The sequence below is a fragment of the Bradyrhizobium sp. HKCCYLS2038 genome (genome assembly GCF_051167655.1).
Classification (GTDB): domain Bacteria; phylum Pseudomonadota; class Alphaproteobacteria; order Rhizobiales; family Xanthobacteraceae; genus Bradyrhizobium.
The window spans coordinates 1-22,257 of the sequence record NZ_JBNPTM010000019.1 but is presented as its reverse complement, the minus strand read 5'-3'; the positions used below and the strand labels follow the sequence as shown (position 1 = coordinate 22,257).

General features: G+C 63.4%; 19 protein-coding genes and 1 pseudogene. 16 read left to right on the top strand and 4 right to left on the bottom strand.

Going from position 1 to position 22,257, the window contains the following annotated elements:
- Positions 1–19: 19 nt before the first annotated feature.
- The 3 genes from ACQR1I_RS36180 to ACQR1I_RS36170 are packed head-to-tail and all read right to left on the bottom strand — an operon-like array spanning position 20 to position 3,756.
- Entirely contained in the window at positions 20–1,432 is a 1,413-nt protein-coding gene (locus ACQR1I_RS36180; RefSeq protein ID WP_434871116.1) for a mannose-1-phosphate guanylyltransferase/mannose-6-phosphate isomerase, read from the bottom strand.
- 12 nt (positions 1,433–1,444) lie between these two features.
- Positions 1,445–2,461 (bottom strand): NAD-dependent epimerase, encoded by a 1,017-nt coding sequence (locus ACQR1I_RS36175; RefSeq protein ID WP_434871115.1) that lies wholly within the window; start codon positions 2,459–2,461, stop codon positions 1,445–1,447.
- 11 nt (positions 2,462–2,472) lie between these two features.
- Complete coding sequence (locus ACQR1I_RS36170; RefSeq protein ID WP_434871114.1) at positions 2,473–3,756, bottom strand: nucleotide sugar dehydrogenase; 1,284 nt, start codon at positions 3,754–3,756, stop codon at positions 2,473–2,475.
- Between the two features lie 197 nt (positions 3,757–3,953).
- Between ACQR1I_RS36170 and ACQR1I_RS36165 the strand changes: the two genes are divergently transcribed.
- Positions 3,954–4,916 (top strand): lysylphosphatidylglycerol synthase transmembrane domain-containing protein, encoded by a 963-nt coding sequence (locus ACQR1I_RS36165; RefSeq protein ID WP_434871113.1) that lies wholly within the window; start codon positions 3,954–3,956, stop codon positions 4,914–4,916.
- 7 nt (positions 4,917–4,923) lie between these two features.
- Here the strand turns inward: ACQR1I_RS36165 and ACQR1I_RS36160 are convergent.
- Positions 4,924–5,418, bottom strand: a pseudogene (locus ACQR1I_RS36160) (asparagine synthase-related protein); the annotation flags it as partial.
- Positions 5,419–6,513: 1,095 nt separating this feature from the next.
- Between ACQR1I_RS36160 and ACQR1I_RS36155 the strand changes: the two are divergent.
- The 15 genes from ACQR1I_RS36155 (at position 6,514) to ACQR1I_RS36085 (ending at position 20,621) form a co-directional block, all read left to right on the top strand.
- The gene (locus ACQR1I_RS36155) at positions 6,514–8,019 is read left to right on the top strand and encodes a PfkB family carbohydrate kinase (protein ID WP_434871112.1); all 1,506 of its coding nucleotides are present in this window, start codon (positions 6,514–6,516) and stop codon (positions 8,017–8,019) included.
- Positions 8,020–8,028: 9 nt separating this feature from the next.
- The gene (locus ACQR1I_RS36150) at positions 8,029–8,751 is read left to right on the top strand and encodes a nucleotidyltransferase family protein (RefSeq protein WP_434871111.1); all 723 of its coding nucleotides are present in this window, start codon (positions 8,029–8,031) and stop codon (positions 8,749–8,751) included.
- 102 nt (positions 8,752–8,853) lie between these two features.
- Positions 8,854–9,792 (top strand): NAD-dependent epimerase/dehydratase family protein, encoded by a 939-nt coding sequence (locus tag ACQR1I_RS36145; RefSeq protein WP_434871110.1) that lies wholly within the window; start codon positions 8,854–8,856, stop codon positions 9,790–9,792.
- A complete protein-coding gene (locus ACQR1I_RS36140; RefSeq protein ID WP_434871109.1) occupies positions 9,789–10,397 on the top strand; it encodes an SIS domain-containing protein in 609 nt (202 codons plus the stop codon). Before ACQR1I_RS36145 ends, ACQR1I_RS36140 begins: the two co-directional genes overlap by 4 nt.
- A gap of 12 nt (positions 10,398–10,409) precedes the next feature.
- Entirely contained in the window at positions 10,410–11,408 is a 999-nt protein-coding gene (locus ACQR1I_RS36135; RefSeq protein WP_434871108.1) for an NAD-dependent epimerase/dehydratase family protein, read from the top strand.
- A gap of 42 nt (positions 11,409–11,450) precedes the next feature.
- Positions 11,451–12,299 (top strand): transketolase, encoded by an 849-nt coding sequence (locus ACQR1I_RS36130; RefSeq protein ID WP_434871107.1) that lies wholly within the window; start codon positions 11,451–11,453, stop codon positions 12,297–12,299.
- A complete protein-coding gene (locus ACQR1I_RS36125; RefSeq protein ID WP_434871106.1) occupies positions 12,296–13,219 on the top strand; it encodes a transketolase family protein in 924 nt (307 codons plus the stop codon). Before ACQR1I_RS36130 ends, ACQR1I_RS36125 begins: the two co-directional genes overlap by 4 nt.
- Before the next feature lie 8 nt (positions 13,220–13,227).
- Positions 13,228–14,265, top strand: a complete 1,038-nt coding sequence (locus tag ACQR1I_RS36120) for a zinc-binding dehydrogenase (protein WP_434871105.1) — start codon at positions 13,228–13,230, stop codon at positions 14,263–14,265.
- Between the two features lie 9 nt (positions 14,266–14,274).
- On the top strand, positions 14,275–14,892 hold the full coding sequence (locus tag ACQR1I_RS36115; protein ID WP_434871104.1) for a hypothetical protein: 618 nt from the start codon (positions 14,275–14,277) through the stop codon (positions 14,890–14,892).
- The gene (locus ACQR1I_RS36110; RefSeq protein ID WP_434871103.1) at positions 14,879–15,922 is read left to right on the top strand and encodes a phosphotransferase; all 1,044 of its coding nucleotides are present in this window, start codon (positions 14,879–14,881) and stop codon (positions 15,920–15,922) included. The genes ACQR1I_RS36115 and ACQR1I_RS36110 overlap by 14 nt, the downstream gene beginning before the upstream one ends.
- 27 nt (positions 15,923–15,949) lie before the next feature.
- Positions 15,950–16,612 (top strand): class I SAM-dependent methyltransferase, encoded by a 663-nt coding sequence (locus ACQR1I_RS36105; protein ID WP_434871102.1) that lies wholly within the window; start codon positions 15,950–15,952, stop codon positions 16,610–16,612.
- 203 nt (positions 16,613–16,815) lie between these two features.
- The gene (locus ACQR1I_RS36100; RefSeq protein ID WP_434871101.1) at positions 16,816–18,033 is read left to right on the top strand and encodes a class I SAM-dependent methyltransferase; all 1,218 of its coding nucleotides are present in this window, start codon (positions 16,816–16,818) and stop codon (positions 18,031–18,033) included.
- Positions 18,033–18,569, top strand: coding sequence for a WbuC family cupin fold metalloprotein (locus ACQR1I_RS36095; protein ID WP_434871100.1), 537 nt, complete (start codon positions 18,033–18,035; stop codon positions 18,567–18,569). The genes ACQR1I_RS36100 and ACQR1I_RS36095 overlap by 1 nt, the downstream gene beginning before the upstream one ends.
- The gene (locus tag ACQR1I_RS36090; RefSeq protein ID WP_434871099.1) at positions 18,566–19,306 is read left to right on the top strand and encodes an SDR family NAD(P)-dependent oxidoreductase; all 741 of its coding nucleotides are present in this window, start codon (positions 18,566–18,568) and stop codon (positions 19,304–19,306) included. Before ACQR1I_RS36095 ends, ACQR1I_RS36090 begins: the two co-directional genes overlap by 4 nt.
- Positions 19,307–19,355: 49 nt before the next feature.
- Positions 19,356–20,621: a methyltransferase domain-containing protein gene (locus ACQR1I_RS36085; RefSeq protein WP_434871124.1), complete on the top strand. Its 1,266-nt coding sequence runs from the start codon at positions 19,356–19,358 to the stop codon at positions 20,619–20,621.
- Positions 20,622–22,257 lie beyond the last annotated feature (1,636 nt).

The window sequence follows — 22,257 nt, the reverse complement described above, 5'->3', positions numbered from 1 at the left end:
TCGCGGCGAGACCCCCGCTCTACTCGCGGCGGTAATCGTCCTCGATTCGAATGATATCGTCCTCGCCGAGATAGGACCCGGTCTGAACCTCGATCAGCTCAAGCAGGATCTTGCCGGGATTTTCCAGCCGGTGCACGGCGCCCATCGGGATGTAGATCGATTCGTTCTCGTGAACGGTTTTCACCATCTCGTTCACGGTGACCCGGGCGGCACCGCGGACCACGATCCAGTGCTCGGAGCGGTGATAGTGCTTCTGCAGCGACAGCCGCTGGCCGGGCTTGACGATGATGCGCTTGACCTGGTGCCGCTCGCCATTGTCGACCGACTGGTAGCTGCCCCAGGGACGGTGCACCTTGATATGGGCTTCGGTCACCTCGGGCGCGACGGTCTTGAGCTTGGCGACCAGCCGCTTCAGGCCGTTGGCATCGCGCTGGCGCGACACCAGGACGGCATCCTGCGCGGCCACGACGACCAGGTCATCCACGCCTTCGAGCGCGACCAATGCCTTGTCGGTGACGACGTTGCAGTTGCGGGAATCCTCGAACACGGCGGTGCCGCGCGCCGCGTTGCCCTGCCCGTCCTTGTCCGACAGCTCCCAGACCGCGTGCCACGAGCCGACATCCGACCAGCCGCACGACACCGGTGCCACGGCGGCCCGCTCGGTCTTCTCCATCACGGCATAGTCGATCGAGATCGGCTTGGCCGCCGCGAAGGCGTCGGAGTCCAGGATGATGAAGCTGAGATCACGGCCGGCCTTGCTCACTGCATCCGCCACCGTCTGCACGCTGGCAGCGTCGAACTTGCGATACTCGTCGAGCAGGACGGACGCGCGGAACATGAAGTTGCCGCTGTTCCAGAGGTAGCCCTCGCCGATGTAGCGCTCGGCGGTCGGCTGATCCGGCTTCTCGACGAATTTCGCCACCGCGCGGACTTCACCAGATACCGTCGCGCCCGGGCTGATGTAGCCGTATTCGGTGGCCGCGCGTTCCGGATTGACCCCGAAGGTGACGATGCGGCCGGCTTCCGCCGCTACCAGCCCCTCGCGGCAGGCCGCCAGAAACGCCGCCTTGTCACGCACGACGTGGTCGGCGGCGAGCGCCAGCACCACGGCATCCTGATCGCGGGACTGCGCGAAGGCGGCCCCGGCTGCGATCGCCGGACCGGAGTCGCGCCGCATCGGTTCCAGCAGGACGTCGGCCTCGATACCGATCTCGGCCAGTTGCTCGAGCACCATGAAGCGGTACGCCGCATTGGTGATGATGATGGGCCGTGCGAACAGATCCGCGTCGGAGACGCGCAGCAGGGTGTCCTGGAACGTGGACCTGGCGCCGAACAGCGGCAGGAACTGCTTCGGCCGGACTTCGCGGGACGCCGGCCAGAGGCGGGTTCCGGCGCCACCGCACATGATGAGAGGGATGATGCGTCCGGTCATATAATAAAATCCTCAAATCCCATGATAGTCGCGATACCAGCGCGCGAATCGCGCGATGCCGTCGGCGATCGAAGTCGAGGGCCGGAAGCCAATGTCACGCTCGAGATCGCTGACATCCGCGTAGGTCGCCTCGACGTCTCCCGGCTGCATCGGCAGCATCTCCTTGATGGCCGGCCGCCCGAATTCCTTCTCCAGCAGCGATATCACGTCGGTCAGCTGTTCGGGGTGATTGTTGCCGATATTGTAAATCCGCCATGGCGCGCGGCTGCTCGATGGGTCGGGCTTGTTTCCATCCCAATCCGGGTTTCCCTGTGGCGGCCGGCCGATCAGGTGCACGATCGCCTGCACGATGTCGTCAACATAGGTAAAATCACGCCGCATTTGGCCGTGATTGAACAGCTTCACCGGCTGGCCCGCGAGGATCGCCTTGGCAAAGGTGAACATCGCCATGTCGGGCCGGCCCCACGGGCCGTAAACGGTAAAAAAGCGTAAGCCCGTCGCCGGCAGCCGGTACAGATGGCTGTAGGAATGCGCCATCAGCTCGTTGGCCTTCTTGCTCGCCGCATAGAGGCTGATCGGATGGTCCACATTGTCCTTGACCGAGAACGGCAGCTTGGTGTTAGCGCCGTAGACGGACGACGAGGACGCGAACAGGAGATGCCCGCAGCCGTGATGGCGGCAGCCTTCGAGCACGTTGACGAAGCCCTCGAGATTGGCATCGACATAGACGTGGGGATTTTCCAGCGAGTAGCGCACGCCGGCCTGCGCCGCGAGGTGCACCACCGCGAGGAAGCGGTGCGTGGCGAACAGCGCCTTGATGCCGCTGCGATCGACCAGATCGAGCTTGTGGAAGGTGAAGCGGGGCTGCGCCTTCAGAATGTCGAGCCGCGCCTCCTTCAGCTTCGGATCGTAGTAGGCGTTGATGTTGTCGATGCCGACCACCTCACGCCCTTCGGCTAGCAGCCGCTGCGTCAGGTGGAAGCCAATGAAGCCGGCCGCGCCGGTGACGAGGATGCGATCATCTGGCATGGTCGGCTCCGTCAGGGTCGCCACAGTTCGATGGCGGCGGGTTTGCTGGCGCGATCGAGCTTCATCTTGATGTCGAGCACGAGGCCGCTCTCCTCGCGCAACAGTCGCTGCACCAGGGGCCAGCCGCCGGCGAGATACTGGTCATGCGACACGGCGAGCACGACGGCATCGGCAGGACGGAGCGCGTCGAGCGCCGCGAGGCCGATGCCGTACTCTTCATGCACGGCGGCGTCATCTGCCAAGGGATCGGCGACCTGCACGTCGATGCCGAACGACTGCAATTCGCTGATGATGTCGATCACGCGGGAATTGCGGATATCCGGCACGTTCTCCTTGAAGGTCATGCCGAGGATCGTCACGACGCCGCTGCGTCCTTTCCGTTTCAGCAGCCCGCGAATGCATTCGCGCGCGATCCGCCGGCCCATCTCGTCATTGATACGACGGCCGGCGAGAATGACTTCGGGATGATAGCCGGCCTTCTCGGCGCGGTAGGTGAGATAATAGGGATCGACGCCGATGCAGTGCCCGCCGACCAGCCCCGGCGTGAACGGCAGGAAGTTCCACTTGGTCGCCGCCGCCGCGAGCACGTCGCCCGTGTCGATCTGTAGCGCCTGGAAGATCAGCGAGAGCTCGTTCATGAAGGCGATGTTGAGATCGCGCTGGGTGTTCTCGATCACCTTGGCCGCCTCGGCGACCTTGATCGAGGGCGCCCGGTGAATGCCCGCGGTGACGACGGACCCATAGACAGCCGCCACGATCTCCAGCGTCTGCGGGTTCTGCGCCGACACCACCTTCATGATCGTCTCGAAGCGATGGGTCTTGTCGCCGGGATTGATGCGTTCGGGCGAATAGCCGACGTTGAAACCGTCGCCGGCCTTGAGCCCCGAGCAGGCCTCGAGCAGCGGGACGCAGTCTTCCTCGACCGCGCCGGGATAGACCGTGGACTCGTAGACCACGATGTCGCCGCGCTTCAGCACGCCGCCGACCGTCCGCGTGGCAGCCAGCATCGCGCTCAGATCGGGCCGGCGCGCGCTGTCGATCGGAGTCGGGACCGTGACGATGAAGAAATCGGCCGCGGCCATCTCGCCCGATTCGCTCGTGAAGCGCAGCCCCGGACGGCCGAGATCGGCGGCATCGACCTCAAAGGTCCGGTCACGCCCCGCCCGCAGTTCAACGACCCTCACAGCATCGATGTCGAAGCCGATGACCGGGCAACCCGCGCGCGCAAACGCAGCGGCGACCGGCAGGCCGACGTAACCAAGGCCTATCACCGCGATCTTTCGGCCATGAGACATAAATTGATACTCCGGTCGTTTCGGAGGCCATTGACGCCACCCCTGCGACTGTTTAGCCACCGGGGCATCAGGACCGCAAGGGGTCGGCCGCGTAACGGCTCGTACCGGGCAGGGGTCCGATCATCTCGCCAGGACGGGAGTTGCGCGTCTCGCACTCGGCTTGGGCCGTTTCAAACCAAGAGCGAAGCCAGCCTGGCATGCGTGCGTTTTTGATTCTCCTCCTCCGGATCGTGGTGTCGCTCGCGCTGCTGTATCTCGCGCTGCGCGGCATCAACTTCGCTGCGATCGGCGAGCGGCTTAGCCAGATCAGCATCGGCTGGATCGTGCTGGCGGTCGCCATCACGATTTGCCAGATCTTCATCGGCGCGCTGCGCTGGCGCGAAATTTCGGTGCTCTGCGGCGCCCCGCTGTCGGATCTCAGGGCGTTCCGGTACAACATGATCGGCGCCTTCTTCAATCAGACCCTGCCCTCCTCGATCGGCGGCGATGCGGTCCGCCTGTGGCTGATCGGCCGCACCGGCGCCGGCTGGCGCGCGGCCAGCTATTCGATCCTGACCGATCGCGCCGTCGGCTTCATCGCGCTGGCGCTGATCATCGTGGCCAGCCTGCCGTGGAGCTACGGCATGATCGCCGACGACAAGGGACGGCTCGCTCTGGTGCTGGTCGATGCCGCGGCGCTGGCGGCCGGCGTCGGCTTCCTCACCATCGGCATTCTTCCGGCCGCCTGGATGAAGGCGTGGTGGCCGACGCGGCATGTCTATGCCTGCTCAGTGATCGCGAGCAAGGTGATCTTCGGCAGGACGACGGCGCCGAAGATCGCCGTGCTGTCGCTGTCCATCCACGTGCTCGCGGTCGTCATAGCCTGGTGTGCCGTGCGTTCGATCGCGGCATCTGCCGCATTCGAGCAATTGTTCCTGCTGACGCCGCCGATCATGCTGATCACGATGCTGCCGATCTCGATCGCCGGCTGGGGCGTGCGCGAGGCGACGATGATGGTCGCGTTCGGCTATGCCGGCCTGGCGCCGGCCGACGGCACGGTGGTCTCGATCCTGTTCGGCGCGGTGTATTTCATCGTCGGCGGCATGGGCGGCGTGGTGTGGATCCTCAGCGCCGAAAAGGGCAAGGGCGCCATGACCGTCCCCGCCACGGTCGAAGATTGAGCCATCGGGCACCAGCCCATTCGTCGTGCCACGCCTGGGGCATCAGCACGTTCCACATCCAGTAGGAATGATTGTGGTGGCGGCTGAGATGCTCGTCGAACATGCGCGTCACGCGCGCGGGATCAAACAGACCTTGCCGCTTCAATCGCGCCGGCGACAACAAATCAGCGGCCCAGGATTTCAGCGGCCCGCGCAGCCACGCGTCGAGCGGAATGCTGAAGCCGGTCTTCGGCCGGTCAATCATGTCGGCCGGCACATGGCGGTACAGGACCTGCCGCACCAGCCACTTGCCGCGGCCGTCGCGCACCTTCATTCCGGCTGGAACACGGGTTGAGAATCCGACGACGTTCCTCTCAAGGAACGGGACGCGTTTTTCGGCTGTCACGGCTACCCGGCCGACCTTCTGCGGGAAGCCGACCTTTTGCAGGAATTCGTCGCTCGGATTGCCCAGAGGATCTGTCATCGTCATTCGGTGAAACGTGGTCGTCAGCTGCTGCATCTCCTTTTCGGCTGAGCCTAGCCCCACCGGCCTAGTTCTGGGACGTTGTGCCGGCCGGCTTCTGGTCGTTAGAGAAAAGCTTCCGGCGGAGACTGCCAGGCTATTTGGCAACCATGACCGGGCCGAGCTGGGCGACTTGATCAACGGCATTGCCGGCTGCTGTGTTGCGGCTGTTTGAGCAAGAGACGTGGAATTGCACAGGCAGCGAACGTCTCGTCATCGATGCCCTGCGGTTTCGGGATCGCCTCCATCGCGGTGCTCGCGTTGGCGTACAGCTGACGTGGCCCAGCCTAGATGCTGCGCGTCCGAGCAAGACTCCTCGACCCGTGGGAGCAGCCTCGGGCGACGCCTGCGCCCGCGTGGTGGTTGTCGGCCCATCCGAGAGGCACTGTTGCTTGCGGGCAAATGCCAGAAGTTGCTCGGACCGTTCGGTCGCCTTCGTCGCGTTGCTGATCCGACCCCGCTGTACGGCCTCCACCCGGTCGTGCAACGACAAAACGGCCACGGGGCTAGCGGGCGCGGGTATGTCAGCGACGGCAGCTGAAAAACGAGGCGGCCGGTAGCTTGCCCATTCCGCTCACCTCGTGGCGGTGCCGGAACATATCAGCAGCAAGTAAGAAGGCAGCGCCGCGCAATCGAGCAAAGGCGCCTACTCCGATCGGCGGCAAACGCTTCCAAATCGGGCGGGAACACCGGACCGCCGCCGCTCCCGGTCTCAGGGCGCGGTTTCTAACCGCACCGGTCGCGAAGGATAGTCGGCACGTTCAGGGGCCCACCTTGTCCCGGGCCAAGCTGTACCCGCCGCTACAGCGATAATCTTGCTCCGCTGAACCGGATCCCCTGCCCTGATCGAAAGTCGCACGCCGCAGCACGAAATGGGATTGGACCGGTCAGACAAATCAAACTCGATATAGAACCAAGTTCTAAAGCGGTGCCAAACTTTGCGGAAGGTTCGACCTCGACGAACGCTAGAAAAGGCGAGAATTCGAATTGCCGAAGTTGCAGCGACCGATAATCGCTGCGATTGTAAGCAATCGATTCGACTGACAGCAAGGTGCAACACTGCTCGAACGAATCAGATTTGGCGGAGGCACATCCTTGGGCCAGGTGATTGGTACGGGACAAATGGATCTGGCCTGTCAAACGATTCGGGCGTCCTGCACCCCGGGGCAGACGATCGCGTTTGTGTCCGGCAACTTTAATGTTGTGCACCCCGGACATTTACGGCTTCTAAAGTTCGCTGCTGAACAAGCGGACGTTCTGGTCGTGGGAGTAAACCAGGATTCCACACCGGGAGTGACCTTCGCGCATGACATGCGGCTGGAGAATGTGCGCTCCATTGCCTTTGTGCATCATGTAGTGCGTTTGGAGACGTCGGCGTCCGACTTCATCTCGCATCTGCAGCCGGCAATCGTTGTCAAGGGCAAGGAATTCGAGGACCGCGCAAACCCGGAGCAGGACGCGGTCAACGCGTACGGCGGCCGCCTGATCTTTTCTTCCGGCGAGTTGCGGTTTGCCTCGCTGTCGCTCCTGGAGCGCGATGCGAATGTCGATATATCGAGCGTCCGCAAGCCCCAGGAGTTTCCAAAACGTCACGGGTTCGAAATTTCCAACTTGAAGGATCTGCTGCGGAAAATCGCAGGTATGCGGGTTGTCGTAATCGGCGACTTGATCATCGACGAATATGTTACCTGCGACGCCGTCGGCATGTCCCAGGAAGACCCGACGATAGTTGTTACGCCGCTCATGGCCCGCACCTTCGTCGGCGGTGCCGGTGCGGTGGCGGCTCATGCGCATGGGCTCGGAGCTGAGGTTAATTTCTTCACTCTGGTAGGTGACGACGAAGCAGCGCGGTTCGCTGGCAATACGCTCGAGCAGCATGGCGTGAAACTCAACGCTTTCACTGACCAGAGCCGACCGACGACGCGCAAGCAGCGCTTCCGCGCGCACAATAAGACGCTGCTCAGAGTAAATCATCTGCGCCAGCATGCCTCCGATGCTGATCTGCAGCGTCAAATGCTTACATCGATCGAGCGCGCCTTGAAGACGTGCGATCTATTACTGTTTTCCTGCTTCAACTATGGATGCCTCCCGCAGGATCTGGTGGACGCGATCTCTGATCACGCTCGGTGCGAAGGAGTGATGATGGCCGCGGACAGCCAGGTTTCGTCGCAGACGGGTGACGTCTCCCGCTTCAAGGGAATGACCTTGCTGACACCGACCGAGCGCGAGGCGCGCGTTGCGCTGAATGATTTCATCTCGGGCCTTGCTGTGATCAGTGAGCGGCTGGTCGAGCGTGCCCGCACCAAACACCTCGTAATCACGCTCGGTGCGGAGGGTGCGCTCATCAATACAACGACGGAAGGCACCTTCATCTCCGATCGGCTACCTGCCTTTAATCCGTCACCCAAGGATGTATCAGGCGCGGGCGACAGTTTTTTCATGGCCTGTTCGATGGGTCTGCGCGCTGGCGCCGACATCTGGCAGGCCTCCTATCTGGGCGCGCTGGCCGCGGCGCTGCAGGTGTCTCGGGTCGGCAACTTGCCGCTGACAACGGCGGAGCTGGTACGGGAAATCGACGAGACCGGCTTCAGCCAGGAGTAGGATGTCGAGATGCGTGCTCTTCTGCTCGCGGCCGGGATCGGGAGCCGGCTGCGACCGCTGACCAACACGACCCCGAAATGCCTCGTGCGTGTGCATGACCGGCCCTTGTTGGACTACTGGCTGGACCTCGTGTTCGAAGGCGGCATCGAGCGCGCACTCTTGAACACGCATTGGCTCGCCGAGCAGGTGCGCGCCCACGTTGCGCAGTCGCGCTGGCGCGACCGGATCGATGTCGTTCACGAAGATGAACTGCTGGGCACCGGCGGCACCGTGCTCGCCAACCGCACTTGGTTCGGTGACCAGCCGTTTCTGGTCGCCCATGCGGACAATTTGACGGATTTCGACGTCGCGGGCCTGCTAGCCGCTCACGGCCGCCGCCCTCCCGGCTGCATCATGACGATGCTTGCGTTCCGCACCGACGATCCGAGCTCGTGCGGTATTCTCGAACTGGATGACCTGAACCGAGTCGTCGCCTTCCACGAGAAGGTGAGGAATCCGCCTGGGAACCTCGCCAATGGCGCGGTCTACGTGTTCGAACCCGCTGTGATTGGCGATCTCGCGGCGCTCGGAAAGGACATTGTTGACCTCTCCACGGAAATCATTCCCAACTATCTCGAACGCATTTTTTGCGTGGAAACAAACGGCTATCATCGGGACATCGGCAATCCCGAAAGCTTGCGCCGAGCACAGTTGGAGTTTAATCAAGATTCGTTTGCTAATAAGAGCGCTTGACGGGCGGCACTCATCAAGGGGCACCCGCCCATCGCTTTTTCCCATACAACGGTGCGCAACTCGCGAGACGGCAAAACGACAACCGAATAAGGGATTGCCCAGATGAAGATCTTCGTGACCGGTGCGTGCGGCTACAAGGGCAGCGTGCTCGTGCCGAAGCTGCTGAAGGCCGGCTACAAGGTCGTCGCGTTCGACATCATGTGGTTCGGCAATTTCCTCGAGCCGCATCCCGACCTCACCGTCGTCCAGGGCGACGTGCGCAATCCCGACGCGATCGATTTGACGGGCGTCGATGCCATCATCCATCTCTCCAGCGTCGCCAATGATCCCTGCGGTGATCTCGACCCGAAGCTGACCTGGGAGATCTCGTGCCTTGCGACGATGCAGCTGGCCGACCGCGCCTACCGCCACGGCATCAAGCGCTTCATCTACGCCTCCTCCGGCAGCGTCTATGGCGTGAAGGAGGAGGAGCAGGTCACCGAGGATCTCGAGCTGCTGCCGATCTCGGAGTACAACAAGACCAAGATGTGCGGCGAGCGCATCGTGCTGTCCTACAAGGATGACATGGTCGTGCAGATCGTGCGCCCCGCCACCGTGTGCGGTTACTCTCCGCGCCAGCGCCTCGATGTGTCGGTGAACATGCTGACGATGCAGGCGCTGATGAACGGCCGCATCACCGTGTTCGGCGGCGACCAGACGCGGCCGAACATCCACATCGACGACATCACCGACCTCTATTTGTTCCTGCTCGACCATCCCGAACATACCGGCATCTACAATGCCGGTTTCGAGAACATCTCGATCCTCGACATCGCCAACATGGTCGCCAAGCATGTGAAGGCCGAGATCGTGGTGACCCCGTCGAACGACCCGCGCAGCTATCGCGTCAACTCCGATCGCCTGCTCGCGACCGGCTTCCGTCCGAAGAAGACGGTGGAGGACGCGATCAAGGAAATCATCGGCATGTACTCGCAAGGCGCCCTGAAGAACGAGGACCGCTGGTACAATCTGAAATGGATGGAGAAGGAGGTCGTGAGATGAACGTCCTGGCCTTCAAGACTCCCGGCAGCCTATTCGCCGACTACACCAGCCGCTTCAGCACCGTGCTGAAGGACTTCGACTGGGCCCCCGTCGAGAAGCTCGCCTATGACCTGCGCGATTGCTGGCAGACCGGCCGTCAGGTGTTCTTCTGCGGCAATGGCGGCAGCGGCGGCAACGCCAACCACCTCGCCAACGACTTCCTCTACGCGCTGTCGAAGACGCCGGGCTCCGGCCTGCGCGTGCATTCGCTGTCGTCGAACCCGTCGGTGATCACCTGCCTCGCCAATGACGAAGGCTACGACCAGGTGTTCTCGCTGCAGCTCGCGGTGCTCGCGCGCAAGGGCGACGTGCTGATCACCTTTTCCGGCTCCGGCAACTCGCCGAACATCCTGAAGGCGCTCGAAGAAGGCAAGAAGATCGGCTTGACCAGTTACGCTGTGCTCGGCTTTTCCGGCGGCAAGGCCAAGGCGCTGGCTGACGTGCCGATCCACTTCGCCGTCGACGACATGCAGATCGCCGAGGACGCGCAGATGGTGATCGGCCACATGATCATGCAGTGGCTCTACGCCCAGCGTGGCGATATCATCACGACGCGCGAGGTCTGACGGATAGTGACGATGGCTGCGAACGAAAAGTACCTGATCCTTGGCTCGAACTCCTTCTCGGGCGCAACCTTCGTCGACTTCCTGGCCGCGGCCGGTCACGACGTGATCGCGACCAGCCGCTCCGACGAGCCGCATGACGCGTTCCTGCCCTACAAGTGGCAGAAGCGCTCCGGCAGCGTGCGCTTCAAGCGCGTCGACCTCAACCACGACCTCGACGCGCTGAAGGCGCTGCTCGCGGCCGAGCGGCCGACCCATGTCGTGAACTTCGCGGCGCAGAGCATGGTCGGCGAGAGCTGGCTGTATCCGGACCATTGGATGATGACCAACGTCGTCTCCGCGGTCCGCCTGCACGACATCCTGCGCAATTACGACGGCCTCGACCGCTACGTTCACGTCACGACGCCGGAGGTCTACGGCTCGACCGAGGGCTGGGTGCGCGAGGATGCAGCCTTCAACCCGTCGACGCCCTACGCGGTGTCGCGTGCAGCCGGCGACATGAGCCTGCGCACCTATTTCGCCAACTACCAGTTCCCGGTGGTGTTCACCCGCGCCGCCAACGTCTATGGCCCGGGCCAGCAGCTCTACCGCATCGTGCCGCGCACGATCGTGGCCGCGATGACCGGGCAGAAGCTGCGCCTCGACGGCGGCGGCAAGTCGATCCGCGTCTTCATCCACATGACCGACGTGTCGGATGCGACGGTGAAGATCGGCCGCGGCGGCAAGCTCGGCGAGACCTACCACATCTCGGGCTACGAGCTGGTCTCGATCCGCACGCTGGTCGAGATGATCCTTGCCCGCCTCGGCAAGAACTTCGAGGACTGCGTCGAGATCGGCCCCGAGCGGCCTGGCAAGGACACCGCCTATACGCTCGACAGCTTCAAGCTGCGGACTGAACTGGGCTGGCGCGACACGTTCTCGCTGGAACAGGGCATCGACGATGTCATCGCCTGGGCGCGACGGTTCGAGGATGTCATGGCCAAGCTGCCGACCAAGTACGAGCATAAACCCTGATCGATACCTGCGCCTCCCCGGGAGGCGCGACTGGAGAGCACGATGAACGTGGCAGTCCGGAACACCGCGGCAAAGCCCGACGTGGCCGCCCTGAAGGCGCAGGCCGCGAAGCTGCGCGGCAAGATCATCGAGATGTCGCACAAGGCGCAGGCCGCGCATCTCGCCTCGTCGCTGTCCTGCGCCGATGCGATGACCGCCGCCTACTGGCACGTCCTGAACATCAACCCGACAAACCCGACCGATCCGTTGCGCGACCGCTTCATCCTGTCGAAGGGCCACGCCGCCGCGGCGCTGTTCGCGACCTTGGCGATGAAGGGCTACTTCCCGATGGAGGAACTCGACACCTACTGCCAGGACGGCGGCCGGCTCGCCGAGCATCCGCCGGCGAACCTGCTGCCCGGCGTCGAAGCGGCCACCGGCTCGCTCGGCCACGGCCTGCCGCTCGGCTGCGGCATGGCGCTGGCCGGCCGCATCAAGGGCGAAAACTACCGCGTGTTCGCCCTACTGTCGGACGGCGAGAACAACGAGGGCTCGGTATGGGAGGCCGCGATGTTCGCCGCCGCCCAGAAGCTGGAGAACGTCTGCGTCGTCGTCGACTACAACAAGTGGCAGGCGACCGCGCGCTCCAACGAGACCCTGATGCTGGCGCCGCTGCGCGACAAATGGGCCGCGTTCGGCTGGGACGCCCACGAGATCGACGGCCACGACGTCGGCGCGCTGGCGGAAACCATGCAGAACATCCCGAACGGCTCGGGCAAGCCGGTGGCGCTGATCGCCCATACCGTGAAGGGCAAGGGCGTGTCGTTCATGGAGGACGACAACAACTGGCATTACCGCGCCCCCACCGCTGAGGAAGTCGTCAAGTCGTTCAAGGAGCTCGGCCTGTCATGAGAAACGCGTTCGCGGACGAGCTGACCAAGCTCGGCAATGAAGACCCCCGCGTCGTCATGCTGTCGGGCGACATCGGCAACCGCCTGTTCGACAAGTTCAAGGACAAGCATCCCAGCCGCTTCTTCAACTGCGGCGTGGCCGAAGCCAACATGATGGGCGTCGCCGCCGGCATGGCCATGAACGGCCTCCGCCCGGTCGCCTACACGATCACGCCCTTCGTGACGACGCGCTGCCTGGAGCAGATCCGCACCGACGTCTGCTATCACGAGGCCCCGGTGACCATCGTCGCCGTCGGCGCCGGCCTCGCCTATTCCGGCCTGGGGCCGACCCATCACGCCTGCGAGGACATCTCGTTTCTGCGCTCGATCCCGAACATGATCGTGATCTGTCCGGGCGACGCCTTCGAGGTGCGCGGGGCGATGCGCGCGGCGATGCAGCAGGACCGTCCGGTCTACATCCGCATGGGCAAGAAGGGTGAGCCGGTCGTTCACAAGGGCCCCATCGCGGACTTTAAGATCGGCAAGGCGACCACGATCGAGGAAGGTTCCGACGTCTGCCTGCTTTCGACCGGCAACATGCTGCCGGAAGTCATTGAAGCCGCTCACAGATTGAAGGAAAAGGGCATCTCCGCGGAGGTCGTCAGCTTCCACACCGTGAAGCCGCTGGATGAGGACAAGCTCCAGCAGGCCTTCAGCCGCTTCAAGCTGGTCGCGACCATCGAGGAGCATTCGCTGATCGGCGGCTTCGGCGCGGCGGTCTCCGAATGGCTCGTCGACAGCGAGACCGCGCCGAAGAAATTCCTGCGCTTCGGCACGCCGGATGCCTTCTTCAAGAAATCCGGTGAACAGGAATACGCCCGCGAGGTGCTCGGCCTTACCGGCCACCAGATCGCGGACAAGATCATCCACGCCTTGAGCTGAGACATCACATGAAGACCCAAGCTGCCCTCCTGGTCCAGACCGGCCAGCCGCTCGTGCTGGCCGAGATCGAGACCCCCGCCCTCAAGCCGGGGCAGGTCCTGGTCGAGATCGCCTATTCCGGCGCCTGCGGCACGCAGGTGATGGAGTGGCGCGGCGACAAGGGCGAGGACAGATGGGTGCCGCATTGCCTCGGCCACGAGGGCACCGGCACCGTGATCGAGACCGGCAGCGCCGTCACCAAGGTCAAGGTCGGCGACAAGGTCGTGCTGTCCTGGATCAAGGGCAGCGGCATCGAGGCCGGCGGCGCCGTCTATGACTGGGACGGCAAGAAGGTCAACGCCGGCGGCGTCACCACCTTCCAGCGCCATTCGGTCGTCAGTGAGAACCGCCTGACCCTGCTGCCGCCGGACCTGCCGATGGATGTCGCGGTGCTGCTCGGCTGCGCCGCCCCGACCGGCATGGGCGCGGTCTACAACGTGCTGAAGGTGCAGCCGGGCGATGCAGTCGCCGTGTTCGGCACCGGCGGCATCGGGCTCAACGCGCTGATGGCCGCCGCGCTCGCCGGTGCGATGCCGGTGATCGGCATCGACCCCAACCCGACCCGCCGCGCGCTCGCGCAGATCTACGGCGCAACGCACGTGATCGATGCGGCCGGCGACGTGCTGGCCGAGATCAAGAAGATCGTGCCGCAGGGCGTTGATCTCGCGGTCGAATCCTCCGGCATCCCCGGCGTCATGGATCAGGCGATCAACGCCACCCGCCAGCAGGGCGGCCGCGCGGTCGTGATCGGCAACGCCAAGCACGGCGCGGCGCTGACGCTGAACCCCGGCGTCTTCAACCAGGGCAAGAGCCTGCTCGGCACCTGGGGCGGCGACAGCGTGCCGGATCGCGATTACGGGCGCTACGGGCGGCTCTTGAGCTCCGGCCGCTTCCCGGTGCGGGACCTCTTGTCGAAGCCTTACAGCCTCGCCCAGGCCGACCAGGCGCTGGCCGACCTCGCCGCCGGCAAGGTCGGCCGTCCGCTGATCGACATGTCGCTGGCTTAAGTTCTGGCCATGCGGATCGGGATCGACTTCGACAACACGATCGCCTGCTATGACGGCGTGTTTCATGCGGCCGCACTCGAGCGCGGCCTGATCCCGGCCGATCTCGGCCGCGACAAGAACAGCGTCCGCGACCATCTCAACGGCTCGGGCCGAAAGGACGACTTCACCGAGTTGCAGGGTTATGTCTACGGCGCCCGCATGGACCTGGTGTCGCCCTACCCAGGCTTCGGGGAGTTCGTCACGGCCGCCCGCGCCGCCGGCCATGACCTGTTCATCGTCAGCCATAAGACCAAGCATCCCATCCTGGGGCCGAAGCACGACATGCATGCGGCGGCGCGCGGCTTCCTGACCGATCGCGGGCTGATGGGCGCCGCCCCCGGCCAGATCGCGCCGGACCGGGTGTTCTTCGAGTTGACCAAGGACGAGAAGGTCGTCCGGGCGCATGCGCTGGCCTGCGAGCTGTTCGTCGACGATCTGCCGGAGATCCTTGGCATGACCGGCTTCCCGGAGGGCATGCGCAAGGTGCTGTTCGATCCGGAGAACCAGTTCGCGGCCAAGGCCGTGCCTTACGAGCGCCGCGCCTCCTGGGCCGAGATCGCCGCGGATGTCGTCCGTGACCGCGGTTGACGCCAGCGCTGATCCGGATCCCGCCCTGCTGGCGCTGGCAGAACGCCTCACCGCGCAGGCCGGCAAGGCGAGCCCAACGACGCTGACCCGGCTCGCCGGCGGCCGCAACAACCAGGTCTATCGTCTCGACACCGCCGAGGGCCCCCTGGTCCTCAAGCGCTACTTCACCGACGCCCGCGACACCCGCGATCGGCTTGGCGCCGAGTGGAGCTTCATCAGCCATGCCTGGTCCCACGGCGTCCGCGTCGTGCCGGAGCCCCTGGCCTGCGACCGCGCAGAGCAGGCCGGCCTCTATAGCTTCGTCGCAGGCCGCAAGCTGACCGCGCCCGAGCTCGCGCCCGCCCATGTCGATGCCGCGATCGACTTCGTGCTTGCGGTGAATGCCCCGCCCCGTCCCGCGTTGGCGCCCGCATCGGAAGCCTGCTTCTCGCTCGCGGAGCACCTTGCCACCGTCGAGCGCCGGGTGGCGCGGCTGGCGACGCTCGATGCCGAGGTGCCGCATGTCGCCGAGGCGAGGGCATTCGTGGCGGGCCGGCTGCAGCCGGCCTGGGCCGAGGTGAAGGCGACCATTCTGCGCGGCGCGGCGGCCGAAGGCCTTGCCTTCGAGGCCGCCATCCCCGCCGATCAGGTCTGCCTGTCGCCGTCCGATTTCGGCTTCCACAACGCGCTGATCGACGACCAGGACAAGCTCACCTTCCTCGACTTTGAATATGCCGGCCGCGACGATCCGGCCAAGCTCGTCTCCGACTTCTTCTGCCAGCCGGAGGTGCCGGTGCCGCTGCCGGTGCACGAGCATTTCATCGACCGGCTGACGGACGGCCTCGGGCTCGACGCCGCCAGTGTGGCGCGCTGCCGGCTGCTGATCGACGCCTACCAGGTCAAATGGACCTGCATCATCCTGAACGACTTCCTGCCGCTCGGCGCCACCCGTCGCGCTTTCGCCGACACCGGCGCCTGGGCGCAGCGCTGCGCCGCGCAGCTCGCCAAGGCCGAGGCACAGCTCCGCCTGATCGGCGCGACATCCGATTAACCGACACTCACACGCCCGGAGATTTTCATGGCCTATCGCGAGTTCGTCAGTCTCGTCCACAAATCGACCAAGCGCGACTATCTCGCGCGCGTCACCCAGCGCGACAAGGCCGATGTCGCCGAGATGGCGATCAAGTACGACTACGACTATTGGGACGGCAGCCGCGAGACCGGATATGGCGGCTACAAATATGACGGCCGCTGGCGCAAGGTCGCCGACGCCATGATCGAGACCTACGGCATCAAGCCGGGCATGCGCGTGCTCGACGTCGGCTCCGGCAAGGGGTTCATCCTGCACGATTTCCGCGAGGCCATTCCGGACCTCGAGGTTGCCGGCATCGACATCTCCTCCTACGGCGTCGCACACACGATGGAGAGCGTAAAGCGGTTCTGTCAGATAGGCTCTGCAGCCAAGCTGCCCTACCCCGACAAGTATTTCGATCTGGTCATCTCGATCAACACGCTGCACAACCTCTACAACTACGATCTCGATGCCGCGCTGCGCGAGATGGAGCGCGTCAGCCGCGGCGCCAAGTACCTCTGCGTCGAGGGCTACCGCAACGAGCGCGAGAAGGTGAACCTGATGTACTGGCAACTCACCTGCCGCATCTTCCACACCCCTGAGGAGTGGGCCTTCGAGTTCAAGCGCTCCGGCTACGCCGGCGATCACGAGTTCATCTTCTTCGAATAAGGTTTGCGAACATCGAGCCCGCCATAGTGGACTAGCGGAAAAAATGTGGTCGGCCATCTCAAGATAACATCCATCACACAACCCGATAGGGTCGGAATGACGTGATGAAAGTTCACAAGCCACCCCGGCTGCTTGCGGCGGAAAACTCGAGTTCAGATTTCAACGCCTAGACAGGTTCACCACCAACGGGACATCGGATTGCGATGAGTAATGCCCGCTCCGATCAGCACTGCGAGACCCGCTGCCGGCTTTGCGGGCAACCGATAGATTCGTCCCCTCTATCCCTCGGCAACTTGCCGGTCTGCAATGACTTCACCAAAGACGGTTCGATCGACCGCACGATCGATCTCGGCGTTGTGGAGTGCGAGTTCTGCCAGCTGGTGCAGTTGCGCGGCACAATTTCCGCCGATCTGCTCATGCCGCGGGTGCCGTGGATTCGCTATCGCGAACCAGAAGGGCATCTTGATGCTCTGGCGACCAGCCTGCTGTCACTGCGCTCCGACGCGCGCGGGGCCATCGGCACCGGACCATTCGAGCTTCCTCTGCTTTCCCGACTGGCCGCGCACGGGCTGAAGACGGAGACACTGCCGCTCGGTGTCGACGCCTCCCCCGGCCGCTATCCCTACCTTGAAAGCTGGCAATCCATCATCGATGAAGAACATCTGCTGGCGGCGTCGATACGACACGGGACCTTCGACATCGTCTCGTGCCGCTATCTTGTCGAGCACAGTCACACGCCTGTGGCCGCATTGCGCTCGCTCAGACATCTTCTCCGGCCGGAGGGCCTGCTGCTCGTCGAGGTTCCTGACAGCAGCAAGTTTCTGAGCGCGCGCGACTATTGTTTCCTGTGGGAAGAGCACAGCTGCTACTTCGTCGCGAACACGTTGCGGCAATTGGCAGAGGTAAGCGGGTATGAAGTGCTCGAGTTGCTACGCTATCCTGGCGCGCTCGAAGATGCATTGGTCGCAGTGCTGGCGCCGTGTTCAAAAGTGACGCCTCCTGCTGCGCAGGGTCCTTCCGAACTATTTCGGAGCTTCCGTCAGAACTTTGCAGACCAGCGAGCGGGGCTGCAAGCGCGACTGCACACGGCTGCAGGTCCGAAGAAGGATGGACTGGCCCTTTTTGGCATTGGGCATCACGCGATCATGTTCGCGAACGCCTTCGGGATGGCCGATATGATCGCGCTAGCTGTCGACGACGACACCGACAAGGTTGGCTTTTTCCCGCCGGGCTTCCGCGTCCCCGTGGTAAGCTCCGCTGATCTTTTGGCCGACGAGCGAATCACTACCTGTCTCTTCGCGGTCGCCCCTCAAATTGAGGAAAAGGTGCGCAAGAAGCTCGGCTTCCTCGAGACGCGAGGCGTGGCCTTCCACTCCGTTTACGCGGCGCTCGGCAACGCAATCACGAAGGATCTCCTCTGATGAGCCTGGTTCAAAAGTCTCCCGAGGTCTTTCTGGCGGAAGGACCGATTGCGTCTATCGGACAAGCGGAGATCAACACGCTCAAGACCGCGGTCAAAGCGAGCCCTAAACGGCGGGCCCGCATCAACGCGCATCCGGATGCTGACGATTCCCTGCACGAGATGATCATCGCGATCGATTCGCGTTCGTACATCCGGCCGCACAAGCACCTGGGCAAGAGCGAGGCCTTCCATGTCGTCGAGGGGGAGGTCGATATCGTTGTGTTCGATGAGACCGGCGAAATCGCCCGCGTCGTCGAGTTGGGGCCGCCCGGTGGCGCGCGGCCGTTCTACTATCGGATGTCGAACCCGTTTTTCCACACCTTGATTGTCCGGAGCGAGCTGCTGATCGTGCACGAGATCACCAATGGTCCGTTCCGCCCCGGTACCAGCGTCTTCGCCGACTTCGCCCCCGACGACAGCGACACCGCCGCGGCCGCGGCCTATCAAGCCGATCTCGTCCGACGCGTCGCAGCGCTGCAGGACACAGCGGCATGACCAGCCATGCCGTCGTGGTCGGTGGCACCCGCGGCCTTGGGCGCGTGGTGGTAGAACGTTTCCTGGCCCGCGGCTGCACCGTCAGCGTGGTGTCGCGGCAGCGTCCGACCGATTTCCCCGATCAGCCGGATCTGAAACATTTTTCGGCGGATCTCGAGCGCAGCGAAAGCTTCGCCGGACTGTGGCACGAGATCGCCGAGGCTCAGGGTCCGGTCCGTTACCTCGTTCTTAGCCAGCGCTACCGCGGTCAAGGGGATCCCTGGACGGGCGAGATCCAGGTCGGCCTCACCGCCTCGCGCGACCTGATCGAGGGCTTCTCCAGCCATTTTGCCGATGACGGTGACCGAGCGATCGGCGCGGTCAGCTCGGTTTATGCCGAATTCGTCGGCTCGTCGCAGCCGGTGGGCTACCACGTCGTAAAGGGTGGCCTCAATGCGATGGTCCGCCATTACGCCGCGACGCTCGGCCGCCGCGGCATTCGCGTCAACGCAATCATGCCGCTGACCTATCTGAAGCGGGACTCGCGTATCTTCTATGAGCAGAACGAGAAGCTCATGGAGACTTACCGCCGGTTGGTCCCGCTCGGCCGGATCGGAACGGCCGAGGAATGCGCCGATGCCCTCGACTTCCTTTGCAGCGAGCGGGCCTCGTTCATCAACGGGCAGAGCTTGTTGCTTGATGGCGGAGTATCCATCGTCTGGCAAGAAGAGGTCGCCAAAACCTTCGCCGGTTTGTAAATTGTGCCGTGAATCCCTCTTCGGCTCACTGTCCTCGGAACCGCAACTCATGCAGCACGTCAAGCACAGAACTGATTGCCGCCTCTGCGGTTCGACCTCGCTCGATCGCGTGCTGCCAATTCGTGCCTCGGCCATAGGCGATGCATTCGTAACCGCTGACCGCCTCAACGAAACGCAGGACCTCTATCCGCTCGACTGCTATCTCTGCCTCGACTGCGGCCACCTGCAGAACCTCGACGTCGTCGATCCCGATGTCTTGTTCCGCGACTATACTTACCGCACTTCCGTCTCCCTCGGGCTCGTCGAACATTTCAAGCGCTATGCGCAATCGGTGGTGTCCTCGCTCGCCCTCCCGAAAGGCAGCCTCGTCGCGGAAATGGGCAGCAATGACGGCTCGCTGCTCAAGGTCTTCAAGAACGAGGGGATGAGGGTCCAGGGTATCGATCCCGCGCGCGAGATCGCTACGACGGCAACGAAGGAAGGCATCCCGACCCTCCCCGACTTCTTCACCAGCGCGCTGGCGGCCCGGATCAAGGCCGAACAAGGCGAGGCCAAGCTGTTCTGCGCCAACAACGTGTTCGCCCACATCGACAACATGTCGGACGTGGTCAAGGGCATCCGGCTGTTGCTCGCCGATGACGGCGCGTTCGTGTTCGAGGTCTCCTACATCGTCGACATGATCGACAACATGGTGTTCGACACGATCTATCATGAGCACGTCTCACATCATGCGTTGATCCCGCTCGAAACGTTCCTGAACCGGCACGACATGACGCTGTTCCACGTCGAGCGTACGGCCACCAAGGGTGGCTCGATCCGGGTGTTCGCGCAACCGAAGTCGACCGGCAGGCGCGCGCGCTCGGCGGAACTGTCGCAGCTGATCGCTGAGGAGGAACGGCGCGGCGTGACCAAGCCGCAGATCTACCGCGACTGGTTCGTCACCATTGAAGGCTGCAAGCGCAGGGTGCTTGCTTATCTCGACGAAGCCGCCGCCGCCGGCAAAATGGTCGCCGCCTACGGCGCCTCGACCACCACGACCACCCTGCTCTATCATTTCGAGCTGGAGAGCCGGATAAAGTTCATCGTCGACGACAATGAAATCAAGCACGGCCGTTTCAGCCCGGGTGCCCACATTCCGGTTCTTTCATCCAGCGCGCTCGCAACACGCAAACCGGACGTCGTTGTGATACTTGCGTGGATCTATGCGGAACCCATCCTCAAACGGCATCCGGACTATCTCCGCACAGGCGGCTGCTTTCTGATTCCGTTGCCCGCGCCACGGATCGTCGATGCGTCTCGGACCGCTGCAATTTGAATGGTCGCCTCCGTGAGATATGCTTGCGTGCGCAAACCTAAATGTTATCCGGTATGCCAACTTGCCCTTTAAGCTGATCGGCGTGCAAATAATATCCCCCCGATTGTTGGCCGTAGCAGGCTGCCCGTTTCGGGTCGAAGCGAGTGTGCCGGAGGGCGCTGGTCGTGGTGGCAATTGCGCGAATTCGGCGGAGCACATAGTCAAAGGCACGACGATCGGCGACAATGCCGGAACCTCGGGTCTCGCGGGACCGTCCGCAAGGAGTTGCGACCAGGAGACATCCTTCGAGTACGAGCACGCGGAGCATCCGTCCTCACTCAGGATGTCATCCGGTCGCAGCTTCAGAGACCAAGTCTGGCGCTCTATAGAGGTTTGGGACGAAGCCCGCATTGCGCTCGATGCCGAACGGCTCGGATCGAGGGCACCGGTGAGGATCCGAAAGACCATCTGTCGTCTGAGCACTACCAGGCCTAACCAACCAGCGCAGTCGGCCCCGATCACTCCTAAGCTGTGATCGCTTGATGCGTCACCGCTCTCGGCGACGCTCGATCGCATCGAGGATGGGCTCTGATTGGTAGGATTCGTTTGCAGACAGACGTCTGCCGGTCGGCCGTTTCATCGAAGCCGGCGCGGGCGCGCGTTTTTCATACACGGATTTGATGGTATTCATCGTGGGTTCACGGTGCTACCAATATAGATCGGTCTGACAATCGACAGAGGTGACCAAATGCGCACAATGATGGTCCTGATGGGCTGTTTTGTTACTCTGATCTTAGCCACCAATGCGCAAGCGCAATACTACGGCGAGTCGCCCAATTATGGAGGTGGATATCGTCGCTGCCTGTCGAGCTACGGGATAAATGATCGGCTTGCCCGTTCGGGATGGTATCCCCTCGCGAATGTGGGTCAGACGCCGGATGGCGCATATCTCTACATGCGCGTCGCCCGCGGTCCCGAAGTTAGGATCGCGACAGTAGATGGCTGCACCGGTCGCATTGTGGATATGCAATAGACAGCTTGTCGTTGGGTGCTGACGCCGAGGTTTCCGCCTACTGCGGGCAGCTGTCGCTCGCCAAGGATTTCGGCCACCTCCAGTTGGAGGGAACGCGCCGATCAAGGCGGCTCTGGTGCGCGAACTCGCCGGCAGGAGTTCTTTCCTCAGCATCGTAACGCCCTCCTGACCGGCGGTACTGGGATGTGAAAGACACATCTGGCCATCGCCGCTGCTGGCCTATTTGCGCGAGGCACGGCTGCTCCGGTTCTAGTAGGACCGCGCCCGCCATGACGGCAGCGGGCATCGGTGCCGGTGCCGGTGCCCGCGGCCGCTTCTTCAACGTCGTGGACCTCGTCAACCGGCTGGCGTTCGAGGCCCGCAATAGCCGGTAAGGGTCGGCTCGCCGGCAATCTGCCCCGCATCCATGGAGTCGAGCCAGGCTGCCAATGAATCAGAGGTTAGTCTGCAAACACGCGATGTAGATAGTCCAGGCTGAATAGCGCTGCGTCCATCGGCGCCTCGGATCACGAACCTTGAGCGGCAGTTGCGCAGGCAATAGGGCTGTCTGGGTCGTGTCCCGGGTAGTGGTGTAGCTCGGTAGAGCAAAGCCGCCCGGACGCGCGCTCTCACATAGCGCCGTAG

What these genes read in the sequence shown, in the direction of transcription:
- ACQR1I_RS36165 (WP_434871113.1), top strand. Translation starts at nt 3,954, where the DNA reads ATGCGTGCGTTTTTGATTCTCCTCCTCCGGATCGTGGTGTCGCTCGCG.
- ACQR1I_RS36085 (WP_434871124.1), top strand. Translation starts at nt 19,356, where the DNA reads ATGCAGCACGTCAAGCACAGAACTGATTGCCGCCTCTGCGGTTCGACC.
- ACQR1I_RS36105 (WP_434871102.1), top strand. Translation starts at nt 15,950, where the DNA reads ATGGCCTATCGCGAGTTCGTCAGTCTCGTCCACAAATCGACCAAGCGC.
- ACQR1I_RS36095 (WP_434871100.1), top strand. Translation starts at nt 18,033, where the DNA reads ATGAGCCTGGTTCAAAAGTCTCCCGAGGTCTTTCTGGCGGAAGGACCG.
- ACQR1I_RS36120 (WP_434871105.1), top strand. Translation starts at nt 13,228, where the DNA reads ATGAAGACCCAAGCTGCCCTCCTGGTCCAGACCGGCCAGCCGCTCGTG.
- ACQR1I_RS36175 (WP_434871115.1), bottom strand. Translation starts at nt 2,461, where the DNA reads ATGCCAGATGATCGCATCCTCGTCACCGGCGCGGCCGGCTTCATTGGC.
- ACQR1I_RS36140 (WP_434871109.1), top strand. Translation starts at nt 9,789, where the DNA reads ATGAACGTCCTGGCCTTCAAGACTCCCGGCAGCCTATTCGCCGACTAC.
- ACQR1I_RS36180 (WP_434871116.1), bottom strand. Translation starts at nt 1,432, where the DNA reads ATGACCGGACGCATCATCCCTCTCATCATGTGCGGTGGCGCCGGAACC.
- ACQR1I_RS36115 (WP_434871104.1), top strand. Translation starts at nt 14,275, where the DNA reads ATGCGGATCGGGATCGACTTCGACAACACGATCGCCTGCTATGACGGC.
- ACQR1I_RS36100 (WP_434871101.1), top strand. Translation starts at nt 16,816, where the DNA reads ATGAGTAATGCCCGCTCCGATCAGCACTGCGAGACCCGCTGCCGGCTT.
- ACQR1I_RS36170 (WP_434871114.1), bottom strand. Translation starts at nt 3,756, where the DNA reads ATGTCTCATGGCCGAAAGATCGCGGTGATAGGCCTTGGTTACGTCGGC.
- ACQR1I_RS36150 (WP_434871111.1), top strand. Translation starts at nt 8,029, where the DNA reads ATGCGTGCTCTTCTGCTCGCGGCCGGGATCGGGAGCCGGCTGCGACCG.
- ACQR1I_RS36090 (WP_434871099.1), top strand. Translation starts at nt 18,566, where the DNA reads ATGACCAGCCATGCCGTCGTGGTCGGTGGCACCCGCGGCCTTGGGCGC.
- ACQR1I_RS36145 (WP_434871110.1), top strand. Translation starts at nt 8,854, where the DNA reads ATGAAGATCTTCGTGACCGGTGCGTGCGGCTACAAGGGCAGCGTGCTC.
- ACQR1I_RS36130 (WP_434871107.1), top strand. Translation starts at nt 11,451, where the DNA reads ATGAACGTGGCAGTCCGGAACACCGCGGCAAAGCCCGACGTGGCCGCC.
- ACQR1I_RS36125 (WP_434871106.1), top strand. Translation starts at nt 12,296, where the DNA reads ATGAGAAACGCGTTCGCGGACGAGCTGACCAAGCTCGGCAATGAAGAC.
- ACQR1I_RS36135 (WP_434871108.1), top strand. Translation starts at nt 10,410, where the DNA reads ATGGCTGCGAACGAAAAGTACCTGATCCTTGGCTCGAACTCCTTCTCG.